The organism is Rossellomorea aquimaris, from assembly GCF_020172085.1.
GTDB lineage: Bacteria > Bacillota > Bacilli > Bacillales > Bacillaceae_B > Rossellomorea > Rossellomorea aquimaris_E.
Map to the genome: position 1 here is coordinate 551936 of NZ_JAIVAT010000003.1, position 19658 is coordinate 571593.

Annotated in this window: 21 protein-coding genes; 18 read left to right on the top strand and 3 right to left on the bottom strand. The window is 42.5% G+C overall.

All coding sequences use genetic code 11. From position 1 onward, the window contains the following. Positions 1-116 precede the first annotated feature (116 nt). The 8 genes from LCL96_RS03465 to LCL96_RS03500 are packed head-to-tail and all read left to right on the top strand — an operon-like array spanning position 117 to position 5116. A complete protein-coding gene (locus LCL96_RS03465; protein ID WP_224940063.1) occupies positions 117-638 on the top strand; it encodes a YqeG family HAD IIIA-type phosphatase in 522 nt (173 codons plus the stop codon). Beyond that, entirely contained in the window at positions 635-1735 is a 1101-nt protein-coding gene (gene yqeH, locus LCL96_RS03470) for a ribosome biogenesis GTPase YqeH (RefSeq protein WP_224940064.1), read from the top strand. Before LCL96_RS03465 ends, yqeH begins: the two co-directional genes overlap by 4 nt. A gap of 10 nt (positions 1736-1745) precedes the next feature. Next, on the top strand, positions 1746-2591 hold the full coding sequence (gene aroE / locus LCL96_RS03475) for a shikimate dehydrogenase (protein ID WP_224940065.1): 846 nt from the start codon (positions 1746-1748) through the stop codon (positions 2589-2591). Further along, entirely contained in the window at positions 2578-2871 is a 294-nt protein-coding gene (gene yhbY, locus LCL96_RS03480) for a ribosome assembly RNA-binding protein YhbY (RefSeq protein ID WP_224940066.1), read from the top strand. The genes aroE and yhbY overlap by 14 nt, the downstream gene beginning before the upstream one ends. Positions 2872-2882: 11 nt before the next feature. Continuing rightward, on the top strand, positions 2883-3452 hold the full coding sequence (locus LCL96_RS03485) for a nicotinate-nucleotide adenylyltransferase (protein WP_224940067.1): 570 nt from the start codon (positions 2883-2885) through the stop codon (positions 3450-3452). After that, positions 3445-4011 carry a bis(5'-nucleosyl)-tetraphosphatase (symmetrical) YqeK gene (gene yqeK / locus LCL96_RS03490; RefSeq protein WP_224940068.1) on the top strand — a complete coding sequence of 189 codons (567 nt, stop codon included), beginning with the start codon at positions 3445-3447 and terminating at the stop codon, positions 4009-4011. The genes LCL96_RS03485 and yqeK overlap by 8 nt, the downstream gene beginning before the upstream one ends. Before the next feature lie 4 nt (positions 4012-4015). Further along, positions 4016-4369, top strand: coding sequence for a ribosome silencing factor (gene rsfS / locus LCL96_RS03495; RefSeq protein WP_224940069.1), 354 nt, complete (start codon positions 4016-4018; stop codon positions 4367-4369). Next, a complete protein-coding gene (locus LCL96_RS03500) occupies positions 4370-5116 on the top strand; it encodes a class I SAM-dependent DNA methyltransferase (RefSeq protein ID WP_224940070.1) in 747 nt (248 codons plus the stop codon). 93 nt (positions 5117-5209) lie between these two features. Here the strand turns inward: LCL96_RS03500 and comER are convergent, their stop codons facing one another. Continuing rightward, complete coding sequence (gene comER / locus LCL96_RS03505) at positions 5210-6031, bottom strand: late competence protein ComER (protein ID WP_224940071.1); 822 nt, start codon at positions 6029-6031, stop codon at positions 5210-5212. Between the two features lie 52 nt (positions 6032-6083). On the opposite strand from comER, the gene LCL96_RS03510 reads away from it, so the two are divergent. The 3 genes from LCL96_RS03510 to LCL96_RS03520 all read left to right on the top strand — a co-directional run bounded on the left by LCL96_RS03510 (position 6084) and on the right by LCL96_RS03520 (position 9633). Next, positions 6084-6722, top strand: coding sequence for a helix-hairpin-helix domain-containing protein (locus LCL96_RS03510; RefSeq protein WP_224940072.1), 639 nt, complete (start codon positions 6084-6086; stop codon positions 6720-6722). Positions 6723-6800: 78 nt separating this feature from the next. Then, on the top strand, positions 6801-7364 hold the full coding sequence (locus tag LCL96_RS03515) for a ComE operon protein 2 (protein ID WP_224940073.1): 564 nt from the start codon (positions 6801-6803) through the stop codon (positions 7362-7364). Continuing rightward, positions 7357-9633 carry a DNA internalization-related competence protein ComEC/Rec2 gene (locus LCL96_RS03520; protein ID WP_224940074.1) on the top strand — a complete coding sequence of 759 codons (2277 nt, stop codon included), beginning with the start codon at positions 7357-7359 and terminating at the stop codon, positions 9631-9633. Before LCL96_RS03515 ends, LCL96_RS03520 begins: the two co-directional genes overlap by 8 nt. Before the next feature lie 151 nt (positions 9634-9784). Here the strand turns inward: LCL96_RS03520 and LCL96_RS03525 are convergent, their stop codons facing one another. After that, positions 9785-9919: a YqzM family protein gene (locus LCL96_RS03525; protein ID WP_224941278.1), complete on the bottom strand. Its 135-nt coding sequence runs from the start codon at positions 9917-9919 to the stop codon at positions 9785-9787. A 294-nt stretch (positions 9920-10213) separates the two neighbouring features. Here LCL96_RS03525 and holA point away from each other — a divergent pair, with 294 nt between their 5' ends. Next, a complete protein-coding gene (gene holA, locus LCL96_RS03530) occupies positions 10214-11242 on the top strand; it encodes a DNA polymerase III subunit delta (RefSeq protein ID WP_224940075.1) in 1029 nt (342 codons plus the stop codon). A 40-nt stretch (positions 11243-11282) separates the two neighbouring features. On the opposite strand, the gene rpsT is transcribed toward holA, so the two are convergent. After that, the gene (gene rpsT, locus LCL96_RS03535) at positions 11283-11534 is read right to left on the bottom strand and encodes a 30S ribosomal protein S20 (protein ID WP_098353137.1); all 252 of its coding nucleotides are present in this window, start codon (positions 11532-11534) and stop codon (positions 11283-11285) included. Between the two features lie 202 nt (positions 11535-11736). Here rpsT and gpr point away from each other — a divergent pair, with 202 nt between their 5' ends. The 6 genes from gpr (at position 11737) to hrcA (ending at position 19648) form a co-directional block, all read left to right on the top strand. Beyond that, a complete protein-coding gene (gpr, locus tag LCL96_RS03540) occupies positions 11737-12846 on the top strand; it encodes a GPR endopeptidase (protein WP_224940076.1) in 1110 nt (369 codons plus the stop codon). Between the two features lie 529 nt (positions 12847-13375). Then, the gene (gene spoIIP, locus LCL96_RS03545; RefSeq protein WP_224940077.1) at positions 13376-14584 is read left to right on the top strand and encodes a stage II sporulation protein P; all 1209 of its coding nucleotides are present in this window, start codon (positions 13376-13378) and stop codon (positions 14582-14584) included. 14 nt (positions 14585-14598) lie between these two features. Continuing rightward, on the top strand, positions 14599-14937 hold the full coding sequence (locus LCL96_RS03550; protein ID WP_224940078.1) for a DUF3679 domain-containing protein: 339 nt from the start codon (positions 14599-14601) through the stop codon (positions 14935-14937). 172 nt (positions 14938-15109) lie between these two features. Then, on the top strand, positions 15110-16942 hold the full coding sequence (gene lepA / locus LCL96_RS03555; protein ID WP_263628049.1) for a translation elongation factor 4: 1833 nt from the start codon (positions 15110-15112) through the stop codon (positions 16940-16942). An 88-nt stretch (positions 16943-17030) separates the two neighbouring features. Further along, positions 17031-18161 (top strand): radical SAM family heme chaperone HemW, encoded by a 1131-nt coding sequence (hemW, locus tag LCL96_RS03560; protein ID WP_224940079.1) that lies wholly within the window; start codon positions 17031-17033, stop codon positions 18159-18161. Positions 18162-18613: 452 nt separating this feature from the next. Then, positions 18614-19648: a heat-inducible transcriptional repressor HrcA gene (gene hrcA, locus LCL96_RS03565; RefSeq protein ID WP_224941280.1), complete on the top strand. Its 1035-nt coding sequence runs from the start codon at positions 18614-18616 to the stop codon at positions 19646-19648. The last annotated feature ends 10 nt before the right edge of the window (positions 19649-19658 follow it).

The following is a 19658-nucleotide window of genomic DNA, read 5'->3' on the forward strand; positions in this document are numbered from 1 at the left end:
GTTATAGGTTAAAGGTATATGGAAGAAACACTTTCTTTTTACCAATTGGACGTTCTAACAAGAAAATATCGAACACAATTATCATATTATCGATTAAGAAATTTGAGGTGTAGCGAGTGATCAAGCAATTTTTACCCAATGAACAGGTTCAGGATATTTTTAGTATCAGCCCGGGTCATCTTAAGGAAAAGGGGATCAAGGCCATCATCACCGACCTGGATAATACGTTGGTGGAATGGGATAGACCCAACGCCACCCCGAAATTAATTCAGTGGTTTAAAGAGATGCAGGAGCAGGGGATTCTTGTGACCATTGTATCGAATAATAATAAAAACAGGGTCGGAGCATTTGCTGAACCCTTGGGAGTTCCATTTATATTCCAGGCACGTAAGCCTATGGGGCGTGCTTTCAAGAAAGCCATTAAGGAAATGGGTGTCAAGAAGGAAGAAGCGGTTGTTATCGGGGACCAGCTGTTAACGGACGTACTGGGTGGAAATCGAAGTGGATTTCATACCATACTGGTTGTTCCGGTGGCCCAATCAGATGGCTTCTTTACAAAGTTCAATCGTCAAGTGGAACGCAGAATCATGAAGTTTTTCAAGCGTAAAGGCATGCTTGAGTGGGAGGATAAAAAGTGAGTCAAGTTGTATGTATAGGTTGTGGCGTTGAAATCCAGACGGAAAATAAAGAAGGAATGGGATATGCCCCTCCTTCGGCTCTTCAAAAAGAAGAGATCATTTGTCAACGCTGTTTCAGATTAAAGCATTATAATGAGGTCCAGGATGTTCCGTTGACTGATGACGACTTCTTGAAAATATTAAATGAGCTTGGGGAATCAGAAGGGCTGATCGTCAAAGTCGTAGATATTTTCGACTTTAATGGAAGCTGGCTTCCGGGACTCCACCGGTTCGTCGGATCCAACCCGATCCTTCTGATCGGAAACAAGGTTGATTTGCTTCCTAAGTCAGTGAAACACTCCAAATTGATTCATTGGATGAAGCATGAAGCAAGTCAATTGGGATTGAAACCGATCGATGTTCAATTGGTGAGTGCTCATAAGGGGCAGGGAATTGCCGAAGCGATTGAAGCAATCGAAGAATATCGTAATGGTAAAGATGTCTATGTGGTGGGATGTACGAACGTAGGAAAATCAACCTTCATCAACCGCATCATCAAACATGTTTCAGGAGAGCAGGATGTTATCACCACATCCCACTTCCCGGGAACGACTCTTGATATGATTCAAATTCCATTGGATGATGAAGAATATTTAATTGATACTCCTGGAATTATCAATCATCATCAGATGGCCCATTTTGTTGATAAGCAGGATTTGAAAATCATAACGCCTAAAAAAGAGATTAAGCCTAGGACGTTCCAGTTGAACCCCGAACAAACTTTGTTCTTTGGAGGACTGGCCCGTTTTGATTTCATGGCCGGTGAGCGTCAGCCGTTTACTTGCTATTTCTCAAATGAACTTTCCATCCATCGTACGAAGGTTGAAAAGGCGGATGAGCTCTATAAAAACCATGCCGGTGAACTGTTACAGCCGCCACGAAAGGACGACATGGACGAGTTCCCTCCACTTGTAAGGCATGAGTTCAGAATCAAGGAAGCTAAAACGGATATCGTTTTCTCCGGTTTAGGGTGGATTACCGTAAACGATGCAGGTGCCACCATTGCAGCACACGTTCCTAAAGGCGTCAGCGTCTTCTTGAGAAAATCACTGATCTAGGAGGGATTCTATGGCTCTATTTGGTGTCATCGGGGATCCGATTGCTCATTCCATGTCCCCCCTGATGCATAAAAGTGCGTTTAATGATAAGGGAATAGACGCAGAATATGTTAAATTTCACGTGCAGAAAGAGCAGCTCCCTGATGCTATTCTTGGAATCAAGGCACTGGGAATTCGAGGGGTGAATGTAACGGTTCCGCATAAGGAACACGTCATGTCACTCCTGGACAGGATTGATCCATTGGCGGAGGCCATCGGTGCTGTAAATACGATTGTAAATGAAAGCGGCAAGCTGATTGGTTATAATACAGACGGTCTAGGGTTTGTAGAAGGCTTGAAGAAGATAGCCGGTGAACAGCTTGAAAATAAATCAATGCTGATCATAGGGGCAGGCGGTGCCGCCAGGGCAATCTATTATACACTTGCTTCTTCCGGTGTTAAGAGGATCGATGTAACGAATCGGACACCTGGGAGAGCTGAAAAGATGATAGAAGGATGCCCTTTTGAATTGCATTCTGATTTTCTTCCTCTGGAAGCTTCTGAGAAAACATTGCAGCAATATGATGTTATCATCCAGACCACATCCATCGGCATGTTCCCTCATATTGAAGACAGTCCGTTGGTAATCAGTGATTTAAAGCACGGAAGCATCGTCAGTGATATAATATATAATCCTTTAGAAACGGCATTACTAAAGCAGGCCAAACAAAAAGGTGCCCTCACACAAAACGGACTCGATATGTTCGTTTATCAGGGGGCGCACTCATTCAAAATGTGGACAGGGATAACCCCTTCCTATACGATCATGAAAAACACCGTTTTACAACAACTAGGAGGTCAACATGTTAACAGGTAAACAAAAAAGATTTTTACGTTCAGAAGCACACCATTTAAATCCGGTTTTTCAAGTAGGAAAAGGCGGAGTCAATGATAATATGATCAAAACGGTCAGTGAAGCCATCGAAGTAAGAGAACTGATGAAAATCAGCATCCTTCAAAATTGTGATATGGATAAGTCTGAGGTTGCCGAAGAGCTATCAGAAGGTGTAGGGGCTGATGTTGTCCAAATCATTGGAAACACCATCGTCCTTTATAAAGAATCCAAAGAAAATAAGCAAATAATTCTACCAAGATAAGGATTGGTACAATGAAGAAAAAGGTTGGGCTTCTGGGAGGTACCTTCAACCCTCCCCATATGGGTCACCTTGTTATTGCAGAGCAGGTTTTGGAGAAGGCTCAATTGGATGAAATCCGTTTTCTTCCAAACCATGTGCCACCACATAAACAGGTGGATGATCGAGTATCGGTGAACCAGCGTCTACTGATGCTAGAGGCAGCCATCAAGGGCAACCCCCGATTTTCCATAGAAAAGATCGAATTGGAAAGAGAGGGAGCCTCATACACATATGACACCATCAAACTTTTGATGGAAAGAGAAGAGAACATCGAATTTTCATTTATCATTGGTGGGGATATGATCGAGTACCTACCTAAATGGCATAAGATCGATGAGCTTCAAAATATGGTGAAGTTTATTGGGGTAAATCGTCCATCCTATCTTCATGAGACTTCATATGATGTTCAACTGATTGAAGTCCCGGCCATTGATCTTTCTTCTTCTTATATTCGTCAAAGAGTAAATCAGGGACAATCGGTCCGCTATTTAGTTCCAGACGAAGTGTATCGATTCATTAAGGGGGAGAAGTTATATGAATAGAGACAAAGCGTTGGAAATCGTTAAAGAACATTTGACAGAGCACCGCTTTGTGCACACATGTGGTGTAATGGAGACAAGTATCGAGCTTGCGAAACGGTATGGAGCAGATGAGAAGAAAGCTGAAACTGCCGCAATCTTTCATGACTATGCCAAGTTCCGTGATAAACAGGAAATGCAGAGTATCATTGAAGATGAGGGGCTTGCACAAGACTTATTGCTTTATAATAGTGAGTTGTGGCATGCGCCTGTAGGAGCTGTACTGGTAGAGCGTGAAGTCGGGATTGAGGATGTGGAAATCCTGAATGCGATTCGCTTCCACACTTCCGGAAAAGAGGGAATGACCGTTCTCGATAAGGTCATCTACTTAGCCGACTATATTGAACCGAATCGTCAGTTCCCAGGGGTGGAAGAAGTGAGGGAGCTTGCTGAAAAGTCCCTGGATCTGGCACTTCTGAAGGCTCTTCAAAATACGATGACCTTCCTAATGAAAAGAAATCAAGCGATTTATCCGGATACATTTCGCTTTTATAATGAATTAACGTTAAATCAGAGGAGATGAAGGAATGGAACAACAATTAGTAGAATTAGCGTATAAAGCCGCTGATGACAAACGCGCTGAGGATATTGTGGTATTGGATATGAAAGGTGTTTCGTTGATTGCGGATTATTTCCTGATCTGCCACGGTAACTCAGACAAGCAGGTACAGGCAATTGCCCGTGAATTGAAAGATGCAGCAGAAGAAAAAGGGTACACTGTTAAACGATTGGAAGGCTTTGATCAAGCACGATGGATATTAGTTGATTTAGGTGATGTGGTCGCTCACGTCTTCCATAAAGAAGAAAGAGGCTACTATAACCTTGAGCGCTTATGGGGAGATGCTTCTTTCGTTGAAGTCAAACAGGGCGAGAATCAATAAATGAGTTATGAACGTTTTGCTTATGTGTATGATTATTTAATGCAGGACGTACCGTATGATGGCTGGTTGGAGTATGTCAATCAACAGGCAGCGGACTATTCGGTTCAAGGGAGAAGAGTCTTGGATATCGCTTGCGGAACAGGAGAATTATCTTTGAGGCTTGCGCGGAATGGCTATGATGTGACAGGTGTCGACTTGTCTCAGGACATGCTCACCATCGCCCGGGAGAAGGCTTCTGCACAGAACGTACAACTTCGATTATTTCAACAGGATATGTCTAAGCTTGACTCTCTTGGTGAATACGATATCGTAACGATATTTTGTGATTCTTTGAATTATCTTGAAGAAGAGAGTGACGTGATAAATACCTTCAATGGTGTGCATTCCCACTTAAAGAAAGACGGATTATTTCTTTTTGATGTGCATTCCATATTCAAGATGACGCAAATTTTCATGAACCAAACCTTTACCCTGACGGATGAAGATGTTTCGTATATCTGGGAGTGTTTCCCAGGGGAATGCTCCAATAGTGTTGAACATGAACTCACCTTTTTTGTGAAGGAAGATGAAACCGGACAGTACGAAAGAGTGGAAGAACTGCACAAACAGCGCACTTACCCCATTCTTATGTTAAAAGAGTGGATCACCAATAATGGATTCGAACTTTTGAATATTACTGCGGACTTTACGGGAGAATCTCCAACAGACCAGAGTGAGAGAATTTTCTTTGCATGTAAAAAGAAATGATAGAAAGCCGGATCGTCCCAGGACGATCCGGCTTTTGTAATTAAAAGAAGGAAAAAAGCAATTTATGTCGAAGTATTAAAAATAGGAGTCTCTCTAGACCCCGAATTGTGATTTCGTTCCTTCGATATCATCCACGAATTTTTCTTGCGTAGCTTCAAATAATTTCTCGAAAACATCCCCCAATTCCCTTTCCATGACGGAAATCCCTATACCGGTCACCCCTCCTTTTACACAAACTTTCTCTTGAAGCGTCGGAAGTGTATAGATATTCTTTTTTAATAAGTCCCCAAGACCAACCAGCATTTCGGATGCCAGGACGGTTGCGGTCTCGCTATCGATCTCCGTCACTTCCACTGCAGCATTAATGAATCGTTGAGTAACATAACTGAAAAAGGCCGGTCCGCAGCTGACGATATCAGAAGCGACCCTTGTTACATTCTCATCGATCACGACGGGTGTTGAAATGTGCCTGGCGAGCTTTGTTAGTTCCCATCTCCATTTATCTGAACAACCACTTCCATACGTTAAAAGCGACACGCCGCTCAATGCGCGATTAGTGATGCTTGGGATAAATCGGGCACAGGAGCAGGGTAATAATGACTCTAACTGACCCACACTTACCGGGCTCGTAATGGAAACCACACACTTTTCCTTAGAGAAGCTTTTCTTATTCTCCTGAATCACATCATACACATCATGTGGTTTAACGCAGATGAAAATTAAATCAGATGATGAAATCACTTCTTCGGCAGAATGATCTACATTTACCTTGTGGAATTTCTCTTGTATGTTCTCAGCTTTTTTTAATGAACGATTCGTAATATGAAGATGTGAAGGAGAAATCGCATTTGATTCAATGAGAGCTTCAATAATGATTTTCCCCATGTTTCCCGTCCCGATGATACCAACTTTCATGTTCAGCCCTCCTTCTATCACACACTCTCCTAAAACTTATGAAAACCTTGTAATGAATATTCCACCCGAGGTGATTTCCATGCAGTCCATCATTGAAAAATATAGAACGATCCTGGTTATCGTTATGATTTGTTTTGTTTTCCTGATTGCATATGTATTGAAAAATGCAACATATCCACCCAAAGAAGAAGTTGCCTTCACAGCAGCCCCTGTAAAAAAGAAAGAAAATCCCAAACTCGAGAAAGATGCAGAAAATGTGTTCGTGGACGTGAAGGGAGAAGTGATGAAGCCCGGACTTTATGAGGTAAGGCAGGGAGAACGGTTGAAGTTCGTCATCGACAGGGCAGGAGGTTTTACGGATGATGCTGATAAAAAAATGATGAATCTGGCCGTCAAGGTAACCGACGAGATGATGATATACGTCCCGAAAATCGGTGAAATGGAAATAGTGCCACCTGAGATTGTTACGCCTGTTTCGGGTACAGAAGCAGGACATGATATCCTTAATATCAATACAGCTTCTCAGCAGGACTTTGAAACCCTTCCTGGAATCGGGCCATCCAAAGCAGCATCCTTTGTTCAATATCGAGAAGAGAATGGACCGTTCAGTACGATTGATGAAATTACAAATATCTCAGGAATCGGAGACAAAACATTCGAGAAATTAAAAGAGCATATTTCTGTACAATGAATTGACGAAACCCAGGTAGTCTTTATACACTTAAACAAGTATTAACATTTCACCGAAAACACAGAAGGGAGAATGGGGATGGAAAGAATAGCATGGCATCAATATTTCATGGCTCAAAGTCAACTGCTTGCCCTCCGCAGTACGTGTACGAGGCTGGCAGTGGGAGCAACCATCGTCAGGGAAAAGCGAATCATTGCAGGCGGTTATAATGGCTCCATTGCAGGTGGGGACCATTGTATAGATGAAGGGTGTTATGTCATTGACAATCACTGTGTGAGGACCATTCACGCGGAAATGAATGCCCTTTTGCAATGTTCAAAGTTCGGCGTCGGAACGGAGAATGCAGACATTTATGTAACTCACTTTCCGTGTCTTCAATGCTGTAAGGCGCTCATACAGGCAGGAATCAAAACGGTTTATTATGCCAAAGATTATAAAAATCACCCTTATGCCATTGAACTATTCGAGAAGGCAGGCGTGTATGTTGAAAAAGTCCCTTTTCAAGAAAGCAGTATCGATGTCAAACATTCGGAAAAAGCAGCATTAATGATCCAGCTTATAGAAGATCTCAGGGAACAAGGCGTTTCGGAGGAAAGAATTCACCATTATGAACAAGAATACATAAAGCTTTTTCATGAGTAGTGGTTTCTATCTCTACTCAGCTATGGGTGTGCTTTCAGGGGCATTACTGGCACTTCAGTTTCACTGGGGTGCTGTCCTCCTTGTCCTTCTCCTGCTCTCTCAATACCTTAGAAAAATCCCCCTGATCACCATCTTATTTATCCTTCTCTTTGTAGGCATTTCATTCTTTAATTCTCACTGGCACCAATCACAGCAGCATTCGGTGCTCTCTGCACAAACGGGACCCCATTCCTACCATGTGACCATAGATGACATACCATCCATTGACGGGAATGCATTTGTATCGTTTGCAAAAATACACGATGAAAAAGTCCTCCTTCGCTATTATTTTACTTCAGAAGAAGAAAAACGAAGCTTTATAGGAGTGAATCCCGGGTTCGTATGCGAAGTGGAAGGAGAGTTCAATGAGCCTAATCCCAATAAAAATCCGGATTCTTTCAATTATCAACAATTTCTGAATCACCAACGGGTTTATTGGTTCCTGGATATTCAGACATTCAAGCGATGTAAGGATCAGAGTACGTGGAAACATTTCCTTACGAAGCTGAGATTTAAAGGGCTAAAAAGAATCGAACAAAACTTCCCTCCTTCAACTGTCGGTGTCACACAGGCGCTATTATTCGGGGAGACAGGGATGATTGAGGAAGACACTATGAAATCATTCAGGGAACTCGGAGTGGTTCATCTTCTTGCCATTTCAGGTCTTCATGTGGGTCTTTTGTTTGCATTCCTTCATTATTTTTTATTACGGTTGGGTGTAACCAGGGAAGCCGCATCGTGGATAGGGATTGTGTTCCTTCTTTCCTATATCGTATTGACAGGTGGTTCGCCATCTGTAGTCAGGGCGTCCTCCATGCTGATCGTCCTCCTTCTCTGTAGGAAAACACCCCTGAATATCAGTGTGATCGATAGCTTAGCTGCAGTATTCGTGGTGGTTGTGTTATACAAACCATTCTCGGTATTTAATGCAGGCTTCCAGCTATCGTTTGTGGTAAGTTTCTCCCTTGTGATCTCTTCCCGGACTATTTTAAACAGTGTATCCTCTTTCAAACAGATGTTTATTGTGACAATGGTGGCACAATTAGCATCAATCCCCATCGTGATCTATCATTTCTATGAGTTCTCCTTGATCGGTTTTCTGACTAATCTCCTTTATGTACCCCTCTTTTCCTTTTTCGTTCTTCCATTGTCAATAATGGTTTATCTTCTTTCTTTCATTGTTCCAACTGGTTGGCTCATGATTCCTTATAAGGGTTTATTGGATGGAATTCAAGGGTTATCCTCTATTATATCTTCATTTCCATATAGCACCCTTGTGATGGGCAGACCCCATTTTCTCCTTTTACTTGGTTATTTTATTGTGATCTATTTTGTGTTTGTTGGAATTGAAAGGAGAAAATACAGATCGGTTGGTATACTCCTTCTTTTTGCGTCCCTTCATATCTTATGGAACAATTATCATCCATATGGAGAAGTTGTTTTCATTGATGTCGGTCAAGGAGATGCAATCTTGATCGACTTGCCCTTTAACAGAGGAACCTACTTGATTGATGCAGGAGGGGAAGTTCAGTTTCCCAAAGAAAAATGGGAAGAACCAACCAACCGATTTTCCGTAGGAGATGATATTGTCGTACCCTTAATAAAAAGCAAAGGAATCACGTCCATTGATTCATTGATCTTAACTCATGGAGATTTGGATCATGTTGGCGGGGCAGAAGCTGTTATTGATGAACTGGAAGTGAGGGAGATCTTGATCAGTCCAGGCAGCAGAGAAAAAATAGAAGTCGAGAACATTGTAGAAACGGCACAGAGAAAAAGGATTCCGGTTAAAGAAGCGATGTACCCAGTCGGATGGCGTGGTGATGAGAATGGATTACATATCGTTTCTCCACTTGATGACGCTTATGAGGGAAATAATGACTCTATCGTGATATACGGTGAAATCGGATCGAAGAGATGGTTGTTAACTGGAGACCTGGAAGAAGAAGGGGAAAGGGATTTGATTAAGGCATTCGATCTGCCGGTAGATGTATTGAAAGTTGGGCATCATGGCAGCAAAACAAGTACGACAGAAGAGTTCCTTGATGAAACGAAGCCTGCCATGGCGGTGATTTCTGCAGGGGAATCCAATCGCTTCGGTCACCCTCACCCTGAAGTGGTGGAGCGATTGAAGAGAAGGGGACTGACGATTTATGAGACAGGAAAGAACGGGGCGATTACCTATCGTTTTTGGGATAAAAAAGGAACGTTTTCTGCCCACCTACCATAGGATGTAGAACAAAACAAATTAAGCGCTAATGAAAAAGGGGCAGACCTATTACAAAGAGTCAGGTGCCTTCAAATCATCGTTATGATACGGATAGTACCATATATGGAAGTTGAAGTAACCGGAATCTTTCAGGCCTGCCTCCTATTTTTCATTAGGACCCAATCAATTTGATCACTGTTGCAATAATGAACATTATAGCAAAGAATCCAAAAGAAACACCGAAGCCAACGCCAGAATCTACTGCATCATTTCTTTTTGATTGTACATTCTTTTCAAATTGGTTCACAATTACCCCTCCTATTTCTATTCTAGTATAGAACAACGCTACTGAAAAATCTATACTTCCCTTTACTTTTTCCTTTACTGACAAGAGTTGTCACCCATAAGTTCACGGACGGGTGGTGACACTAATCAATACAAAGGAAATACCGTTGATGGAAAAGGTTCCTAGGTCTTCTCCGTTAACGTTAATATAGATATAGGGGGTGTCCTATATGAGGGATGTCCCCTTTACCACTTGCCAAAACCAGTAAGCTTTTTTACCATAGAGTAGAGAAAAGACTTAATGGAGAGTGCTGACTTGGTTATTGATACATGGAAAAAAATAGAGAAATCTCAATTTGCCGCTATATATTTAGTTTACGGAAATGAGTCATTTATTATTAATGAAACGAAACAAAGAATTGTCTCAAGAGCCATTTCAGAAGAAGAAATGGATTTTAATTTTTCAAGCTATGATTTGGAAGAAACGCCGATAGAGGTGGCGATAGAGGATGCAGAGACCTTTCCATTCATGGGAGAAAAAAGGGTGGTCATACTCCAAAATCCCGTTTTTTTGACTGCTGAAAAAACAAAAGAAAAGGTAGAGCATAATATCAAGAGATTTGAGCAATACATACAATCACCTGCACCATATACCATTCTGGTCATCACGGCGAATTACGAAAAACTGGACGAGCGTAAAAAAATCACCAAATCATTAAAAAAACTGGCTGAAGTAGTAGAAGCGAAAAAGCTGAACGAACAGGAATTGAAATCCTGGGTAAGGGAACGTGCAGCAGGAAATAATGTTCAGATTGATGAAGATGCCGTCGAATTATTGTTGACTCTTGCCGGAACTAACCTGATGATGCTCACTCAGGAATTGGATAAGCTCTCCTTGTACGCCAGCGACACCAACAGAATTGATGTGGCAGTAGTGGAACGTTTAACGGCAAGATCCCTTGAACAAAATATTTTCACGTTGGTGGACAAGGTTGTTCACAGAAGAATAGATGAAGCGTTGAGAATCTATTATGATCTACTGAAGCAAAACGAAGAACCGCTAAAGATCCTGGCCATACTTGCAGGGCAGTTCCGTCTGATCTACGGGGTAAAGGAGCTGTCAAGGAGAGGATATGGTCAGCAGAAGATCGCATCTACTCTTAAAGTGCATCCATTCAGGGTGAAACTCGCAGCAGGACAGGCAAAACATTTCAATGATAAGCAACTTGCTCTTATCATCGATCTTCTTTCGCAGGGAGATTATGAAATCAAGACAGGACAAATCAAAAAAGAACTGATGATCGAGATGTTTTTATTTAAACTTCACGATCAAAGTTTTACCTAAAAAAAACCACCCGGCCAATTGGCTGGGTGGTTTTTTTCAATTAGTTCGCTTTTTTCATTAGGCGAGACTTTTGACGATCTGCAGCGTTTTTGTGGATAAGACCTTTTTGAGCTGCTTTGTCTAATTGACGTACCGCTTCAGTTACTAGATCTTTCGCGTTATCAGCGCTGTTAGTCGTAGCTGCTTCTGCTTTCTTGATAGCAGTACGCATTGTAGATTTTACTGCAGCGTTTTGAGCGTTACGCTCGTTGCTAGTTTTTACGCGTTTGATAGCTGATTTGATATTTGGCATTCCTGTCACCTCCTATAAAAGGATCGAGATTCTATGTGACTCGATTTAAATTCCTAAACAATAAGAACAAATGATATTTTATCAAACGGACAGTGATATTGCAATACTATGAAGTGAAATTAAACAAGTGAATGAACACTTGCCGAAAAGGTAAACATAAAAAAATACTGGAAAATATCCCAAGCCTGGAGGTAGAGTCGAAATGAAAAAAGAAGAAATCGATTTAAGTAAATATTCCATTCGTACCGATCTTGCCGTAGAAGCAAAAGAAATGGTGGATGCAGAGAAGGCCGAAAATACGTCGTCCATTCAGGGTGTCATGATTAAAGAAAGAGAAGAGGACGGAGTGAAAGTTTCCCTGGTCACGGTAACACCTGAAGGGGAAGAAAAAATCGGAAAGAAACCGGGTAACTATTTAACCATAGAGGCTCATGGTATACGCGAAGAAAATACAGAGCTGCAGCAACGGGTTGAAAAGGTATTCGCGAATGAACTTAGCCAATTTTTGATTAATAATAAAATCAGCAAAAATGCAAGCTGCTTAATTGTCGGGCTCGGAAACTGGAATGTGACACCGGATTCACTTGGTCCCCGTGTATGTGAAGATGTCATCGTGACAAGGCACTTATTTGAACTTCAGCCTGAATCGGTGGAAGAAGGGTATCGGCCAGTGAGTGCCCTCGTACCTGGTGTTATGGGACTGACGGGAATTGAAACGAGTGATATCATCTTCGGTGTGGTGGAGAAATCCAAGCCGGACTTCATCATTGCCATCGACGCCTTGGCGTCCCGTTCGATCGAACGCGTCAATGCAACCATTCAGATCTCAGACACAGGTATCCATCCAGGATCGGGAGTGGGGAATAAACGAAAAGGATTGGACCAGGAAACGTTAGGAGTTCCTGTCATTGCCATCGGTGTTCCGACAGTGCTGGATGCCGTGACGATTGTTAGTGATACGGTGGATTTCCTGTTAAAACATTTTGGGAAAGAAATGAGAGAAGGAAATCGTCCGTCAAGATCACTTGCTCCTGCAGGCTTGAGTTTCGGTGAGAGAAGGAAATTAACTGATGAGGACCTGCCTGAAGAAGAGCATCGCCAAACGTTCATGGGCATCGTTGGGACCCTTCCAGATCAGGAAAAACGAAAGCTGATCCATGAGGTTCTAGCGCCAATCGGACATAATCTGATGGTCACGCCCAAAGAAGTGGATGTATTCATGGAGGATATGGCCAATCTCATCGCGAGCGGCCTTAATGCAGCGCTGCATGATGCGGTGGATCAGGAAAATACGGGATATCAGACGAGATAGATGGAGGTTTATGATAACGCCTTAAGGGGAGTGTAGACCTTGGGGCGTTTTTGTTTTTCTTGAAATGTGTGTGGGAATGACGTTTTGCCGATAAATTTGAAATTTCGCTGATAAAATCTGTATTTCGCCGATAAAAACAGGAAATCGCCGTTAAATTGAAATTTTCGCCGATATCCTCCTTATATATCCCCGCTATCCTAGTAAATCCTAAATTAGAAGGCTGAAAAAAGCATTTCATCCCTCATTAAACTGCCGTTATCATGAAATTCTATAAAAACTATCCTATTTTTCAAAAAAATTAAACTCTCATTAACATCCATTACCTAGAGATAGAAAAATCGATTAATGAACGTCCCAATCCTGCAATTTCCCTTCTCAAAGGCAATCTCACCCCCTCTCACATAAAAAATAGTAGACCACCCTGTTTAACTTTCTCCCAATCATCTCATAATGACTACTAAATATAGTTCTACTATCTCTAGCAATTTCATAAGTTGTACTAGAGTAAAGATATAGAAAGGGTGGGAGAATGAGATCATATAAAGCCCCTCAATATGTTATCGCGATTAACATGACAACAATACTGAAAGGGATGCTGATCTTCGTGATGGGATTGCTCTCGATTTTTTCAATCACTGGTATCCTCACTTCCTTGAACCCTGAATACAGGATTACATCCAACTCTTTGAATCAAGCTGCCTCCAACGTGAAAGGGGAGGTCCTATATAAGATTCTGGCACTGGAAAACCGGTCATTCTATCAAATATTACCAGAAGAGGAGAGGTCTCTCCCCGGAATGACTTCCATCCTGTTTCAGGTGGCTACCAATGTGAGTTTTGAAGATCCACGAAGCTTTCTCGGTCGCGAACTTCCGGGGTTCTCGGTATTCGATGGGGATATACTCGTAGCCGGAGAGGGAACGGATTTTACCAATATGCCGATTGAATCTGTTCCTCCACCCGAAGTCCTGAAATCAGGGAATGAAGCTCCACTCAAGAATGTGGGGGAGCTGAAAGAAACAGATCAAAAGGGCGGGGATGTGGCACCGCCATTAACGACAGGAAATAAAGATACGGTCTTACTTTACTTCACCCATACGCGGGAATCCTATCTCCCTTACTTGGAGGGAGTGTCCAATCCGGACTCGGCCATGCACTCCAAGATCAATGTGACGAAGGTAGGGGACATGGTTAAGCAAGATCTAGAGGATCTCGGGATTGGCACGAGCATTGATAAAACAGATGTGATAAAGAATCTAAACGATAAGGGGCTTGATTATTGGGCGGCTTATCAGGAATCGAGGCCGCTGGTGCAGGCAGCTATGACCAGTAACAAAGATTTACTGTATATGGTGGATATACACCGGGACTCCCAGAGAAGGAATGTGACCACCGGAACGATTGACGGCAAAACGTATGCAAAACTTGCCTTTGTTGTTGGGGAAGAGCATACAAATTATGAAAAAAATCTGCAAGTGGCAACGGAGCTTCACAAGCGATTGGAATCAAAGTATAAAGGGATTTCACGTGGTGTCATTGCCAAAAAAGGGAGCGGTACAAACGGAAAGTTCAACCAGGACCTCTCCGGGAACGCCATGCTAATCGAATTTGGCGGAGTGGATAATACGTTTGAGGAACTTGAGAGAACAGCGGAGGCTTTCGCCGAAGTATTCGCTGATTACTACTGGCAGGCAGAAAAAGTGAACCATATTCCCATTACTCCTGCTGTAAGTCAGTAATAAAGGATGGATGAATGATGACAAAATTCTTTTTCAAATGTGCACTTCTCATAGCCGCATTATTTATCGGGGTCCTGATCGGGATGCAGTATGCCAATGAGGGGATAGTGGAAATGAAGGGGCATGATCAGCAAAATTTCACATCTCCCGTCGGTGTCAGTCAGAATGGAGAAGGGAATGTTGAAGCATCCTTCCTTGGGAACGAGGTAGATTCAAAAACATTAAGTGAAAAGAAAGAAAAGTTAGAAGAGATGAAAGCTTTTAATGTATTTTCTTCCATCGGTAAGGTCATAGCGAATATCATCGAAAGTATCACCAATAAAATAGTAGATGTGATTGCTTCGTTCATTTGATAGGAAGAAGGCGTGAAGAGCCTTCTTCTTTTTCATATGTAAAGGAGTGGCCCTTTCGGGGAAAATAATGAAATCCCTCATGGGCCATTTAGTTTACGTTGAATATTCGATAGTCTACTGCTATAATTCAAAATAGTGTACATGTGTGGAAATAACAGGAGTTGAACGAATAATGAACCGTGAAGAGAAATTAGAGAGACAATCGAGAATCAGGAACTTTTCCATTATTGCTCATATCGATCATGGGAAATCTACCCTGGCTGATCGTATACTAGAAAAGACGAAAGCATTGACGGCGCGTGAAATGAAGGCGCAATTGCTAGATTCAATGGATCTTGAGAGAGAACGTGGAATCACGATCAAATTAAATTCTGTGCAATTAAAGTATCAGGCGAAGGATGGTATAGAGTATATATTCCATCTAATCGATACGCCGGGGCACGTAGACTTTACATACGAAGTATCCCGTAGTTTAGCTGCATGTGAAGGAGCGGTCCTTGTAGTGGATGCCGCTCAAGGGATCGAAGCCCAGACGCTTGCGAACGTATATCTTGCGTTGGATAATAACTTGGAAATCCTTCCAGTCATCAATAAAATTGACCTGCCTGCTGCCGATCCTGAAAGGGTTCGTCAGGAAGTGGAAGACGTCATCGGACTGGATGCATCGGAAGCGGTCCTTGCATCAGCTAAAGCCGGAATCGGGATTGAAGATATTCTTGAGCAGGTAGTTGAAAAGGTGCCAGCTCCCCAGGGAGATCCTGATGCACCATTGAAAGCCCTAATCTTTGACTCATTGTATGACGCCTACAGAGGAGTCGTTGCCTACATCCGTGTGATGGAAGGAAGCGTCAAAGTAGGGGATAAAGTCCGTATGATGGCAACGGGCAAAGAGTTTGAAGTAACCGAAATCGGGGTTTTCACGCCGAAAGCCACAGGTCAGAAAGAGTTAACAGTCGGGGATGTTGGTTACCTGACGGCCGCGATCAAGAACGTCGGGGACACCCGTGTCGGGGATACCATCACCCTAGCGAACAATCCTGCACAGCAAGCACTGCCTGGCTACCGTCGACTGAATCCGATGGTTTACTGTGGTTTATACCCAATCGATTCAAATCGCTATAACGATTTGAGGGAAGCACTTGAGAAACTTGAACTGAATGATTCTGCTCTTCAATATGAGCCTGAAACATCACAGGCATTAGGATTTGGATTCCGCTGTGGATTCCTCGGCCTTCTTCATATGGAGATCATTCAGGAGCGTATCGAACGGGAATTCAAAATCGACCTGATTACGACAGCACCAAGTGTTATCTATCATGTGCATTTGACGGATGGGGAAGAAGTTAGAGTTGATAACCCGTCCATGATGCCTGATCCTCAAAAAGTGGATCATGTGGAAGAACCATACGTGAAAGCAACCATCATGGTGCCGAATGATTACGTAGGTGCCGTCATGGAGCTTTGCCAAGGAAAGCGCGGAAACTTCATCGACATGCAGTATATGGATGACACGCGGGTGAATATTATTTATGAAATTCCGCTTGCCGAAATCGTCTATGACTTTTTCGATCAGTTGAAGTCGAATACAAAAGGCTATGCTTCATTCGACTATGAGCTGATCGGATACAAGGAGTCCAAGCTTGTGAAAATGGATATCCTTCTTAATAGTGAAAATGTTGATGCCTTGAGCTTTATCGTTCACCGTGATTTCGCCTATGAACGAGGAAAGCTGATTGTTGAGAAGCTGAAAGAGCTAATCCCTAGACAGCAATTCGAAGTACCTGTCCAGGCAGCGATCGGTCAGAAGATTGTCGCAAGGTCCACGATCAAGGCCATCCGTAAGAATGTACTGGCCAAATGTTACGGTGGGGATATCTCTCGTAAACGTAAGCTTCTAGATAAACAAAAAGAAGGTAAAAAACGTATGAAGTCCGTCGGTAACGTAGAGGTTCCACAAGAAGCCTTCATGGCCGTCTTGAAAATGGACGATACAGATAAAAAATAGTAGCAGGGATGATAAAGGGGGAAAGTGGCTTGTATGCAAGCACTACTTACCCCCTTTTCTCTATGATTGATGAAAAGGAGGGAAATGCTTGGTAAAGTCAGCGTATATTCATATACCTTTCTGTGAGCATATCTGTCACTATTGTGATTTCAATAAAGTGTTCCTGGAAGGGCAGCCGGTTGATGAATATCTAATCAGCTTAGGGAACGAAATGAAGAAACGGGTCGACTCCCGTGAGAAGCTCGATACCATTTTTGTCGGTGGGGGAACTCCGACATCCTTGGATGCGAAACAGCTGGACGTCTTATGTGAATCTATCACCACATATTTGCCTTTTGATAAGGGAGAGTTCACGTTTGAAGCGAACCCGGGCGATTTGACTGAGGATAAACTCAGGGTTTTAAAGGACCATGGTGTCAATCGTTTGAGTTTCGGTGTTCAATCATTTAATAACGACCTCCTTAAAGGAATTGGCAGAACCCATAAAAGTGAGGATGTTTATACCTCAGTGGAGACGGCTCAAAAAGTTGGTTTTTCTAATATCAGCATTGATCTGATTTACAGTCTTCCAAGGCAAACAGAGGAAGATTTTCAGGATACATTAACGAAAGCACTTGATCTTGATCTGCCTCATTACTCGGCGTATTCACTCATCGTAGAACCGAAAACGGTTTTCTATAATTTAATGAGAAAAGGGAAGCTGTCATTGCCTTCTCAGGACCAGGAAGCAGCTATGTATGAGATCCTGATCGATACGATGGAGAGATATGGGATCAATCAATATGAAATCAGTAATTTTGCCAAACCGGGATACGAAAGCAAACATAATCTTGTTTATTGGGACAATAATGAATATTATGGTTTAGGCGCAGGGGCACACGGATATATAAACGGAGTACGTTATTCAAATTACGGCCCGCTAAAGAAATATATGGACCCGATTTCAGAAGGTACCCTTCCGACCATACAGGAGCATGAGGTCACCAAAGCTGAAAGCATGGAAGAGGAAATGTTCCTCGGGTTACGTAAGGTAGAGGGCGTAAGTAAATCCATTTTCCAAAAAAAATTCGGCACAAACATCCAATCTGTCTTTGGAGCTTCCATTGAAGAAATGGAGAAGAGAGGATTGCTCTCGGTAAATGATGATCGGGTGGCACTGACGAAACAGGGACGCTTTTTAGGAAATGAGGTTTTTCAATCATTCCTCGGGGTAATCTAATTGGTCCAATCTTTTAGAGTCGGTGTGTTTATTCAGTCTTGTAGTATGCAATAAATACTCAGAAAGTTGATTGGAGCGGAAGGTGCTCGACTCCTGCGTGAAGAACGAAAAGCGGAGGTGGCTCGACCAGCCCCGACAAGCATAAGATGAATGGGGCAGGAAGGCGTTTTTTGCCTTCTTGGTCCATTTATCTTATGACCTCGAGGGGCTAGCCGCCGGAGCTGGACAAGTTGAGGCCCAGTACTATTTTAGCCCGAGGAGGCTCAACTCACGCCCTGCGGAAAGCGAGCACCTGTAGCGGAAATCAACTAGCACTCGCTAATTTTTAACGCCAGTCAAAAGGCTCAATGAAAAGAGCCAATCTAATATATTGACATCCCTTTTCTGATTTGATAATTTATTAATTAGATTTAGCACTCATCTTAATAGAGTGCTAACAGGGGTGATGAATGTTGTTAACAGATCGACAACTTCTAATTCTTCAAGTGATCATTGATGATTTTATCCTTTCAGCTCAGCCGGTGGGTTCCAGAAGTTTGTCCAAGAAGGATGAGATTTCGTTCAGCTCAGCTACCATTCGAAATGAAATGGCTGATTTGGAAGAACTGGGTTTTATTGAAAAAACACATACATCCTCAGGGCGAGTTCCGTCAGAAAAGGGATACCGATACTATGTGGATCACTTACTTTCTCCTCAAAAGCTAAAGAAAAATGATGTTCATGCATTACGTTCCATTTTTACTGAGCGCATGTATGAATTGGAGAAAGTGGTTCAGAAGTCGGCGAAGATCCTTTCAGAACTCACGAATTATACTACGATTGTATTAGGTCCTGATCTAAAGGAAAACAGGCTGAAAAAGATTCAATTGATTCCTCTTAACAAAGATACGGCCATTGCCATTATCGTCACGGATAACGGACATGTTGAAAATAAACTGTTCCATATCCCGCCGACAATGGATGCTTCAGAGCTAGAGAAGCTTGTTCACATATTAAATGACCGCTTGACGGGTGTACCGATCAGTGAATTGAACGATAAGATTTTTAAAGAAGTTGCTCTTTTACTCAAGGAGCACATTCAGAATTATGATTTTATCCTCCATTCCCTAACGGATTCCTTTAATCCAACGGTCACGGATAAGCTGTTCTTTGGAGGAAAGACCAATATCCTGAATCAACCCGAGTTTAATGATGTCCAAAAGGTCCGGATGCTTCTTGAAATGATCGAACAGGAAGAAAGCATCTACAACCTTATCCGTCCTTCGGCGACTGGAGTGAACATCAAGATCGGGAAGGAGAACGATCATCTTGCTATGGAGAATTGCAGTCTCATAACCGCTACTTATTCGATTGGTAAAGAACAATTAGGTTCCATTGCGATCATCGGGCCTACCCGCATGGAGTATTCCCGGGTCGTCAGTCTACTTAATTTCTTTTCAAACGATATGTCCAAGGTTCTGACGAAGCTGTATCAAAGTGGGGATTAGTGGACATATT

Coding starts and splice junctions, on each gene's coding strand:
- LCL96_RS03485 (WP_224940067.1), top strand. CDS start 2,883: ATGAAGAAAAAGGTTGGGCTTCTGGGAGGTACCTTCAACCCTCCCCAT.
- rsfS (WP_224940069.1), top strand. CDS start 4,016: ATGGAACAACAATTAGTAGAATTAGCGTATAAAGCCGCTGATGACAAA.
- comER (WP_224940071.1), bottom strand. CDS start 6,031: ATGAAAGTTGGTATCATCGGGACGGGAAACATGGGGAAAATCATTATT.
- aroE (WP_224940065.1), top strand. CDS start 1,746: ATGGCTCTATTTGGTGTCATCGGGGATCCGATTGCTCATTCCATGTCC.
- yqeK (WP_224940068.1), top strand. CDS start 3,445: ATGAATAGAGACAAAGCGTTGGAAATCGTTAAAGAACATTTGACAGAG.
- lepA (WP_263628049.1), top strand. CDS start 15,110: ATGAACCGTGAAGAGAAATTAGAGAGACAATCGAGAATCAGGAACTTT.
- LCL96_RS03515 (WP_224940073.1), top strand. CDS start 6,801: ATGGAAAGAATAGCATGGCATCAATATTTCATGGCTCAAAGTCAACTG.
- rpsT (WP_098353137.1), bottom strand. CDS start 11,534: ATGCCAAATATCAAATCAGCTATCAAACGCGTAAAAACTAGCAACGAG.
- LCL96_RS03510 (WP_224940072.1), top strand. CDS start 6,084: ATGAATATTCCACCCGAGGTGATTTCCATGCAGTCCATCATTGAAAAA.
- yhbY (WP_224940066.1), top strand. CDS start 2,578: ATGTTAACAGGTAAACAAAAAAGATTTTTACGTTCAGAAGCACACCAT.
- LCL96_RS03520 (WP_224940074.1), top strand. CDS start 7,357: ATGAGTAGTGGTTTCTATCTCTACTCAGCTATGGGTGTGCTTTCAGGG.
- spoIIP (WP_224940077.1), top strand. CDS start 13,376: ATGAGATCATATAAAGCCCCTCAATATGTTATCGCGATTAACATGACA.
- gpr (WP_224940076.1), top strand. CDS start 11,737: ATGAAAAAAGAAGAAATCGATTTAAGTAAATATTCCATTCGTACCGAT.
- LCL96_RS03550 (WP_224940078.1), top strand. CDS start 14,599: ATGATGACAAAATTCTTTTTCAAATGTGCACTTCTCATAGCCGCATTA.
- LCL96_RS03500 (WP_224940070.1), top strand. CDS start 4,370: ATGAGTTATGAACGTTTTGCTTATGTGTATGATTATTTAATGCAGGAC.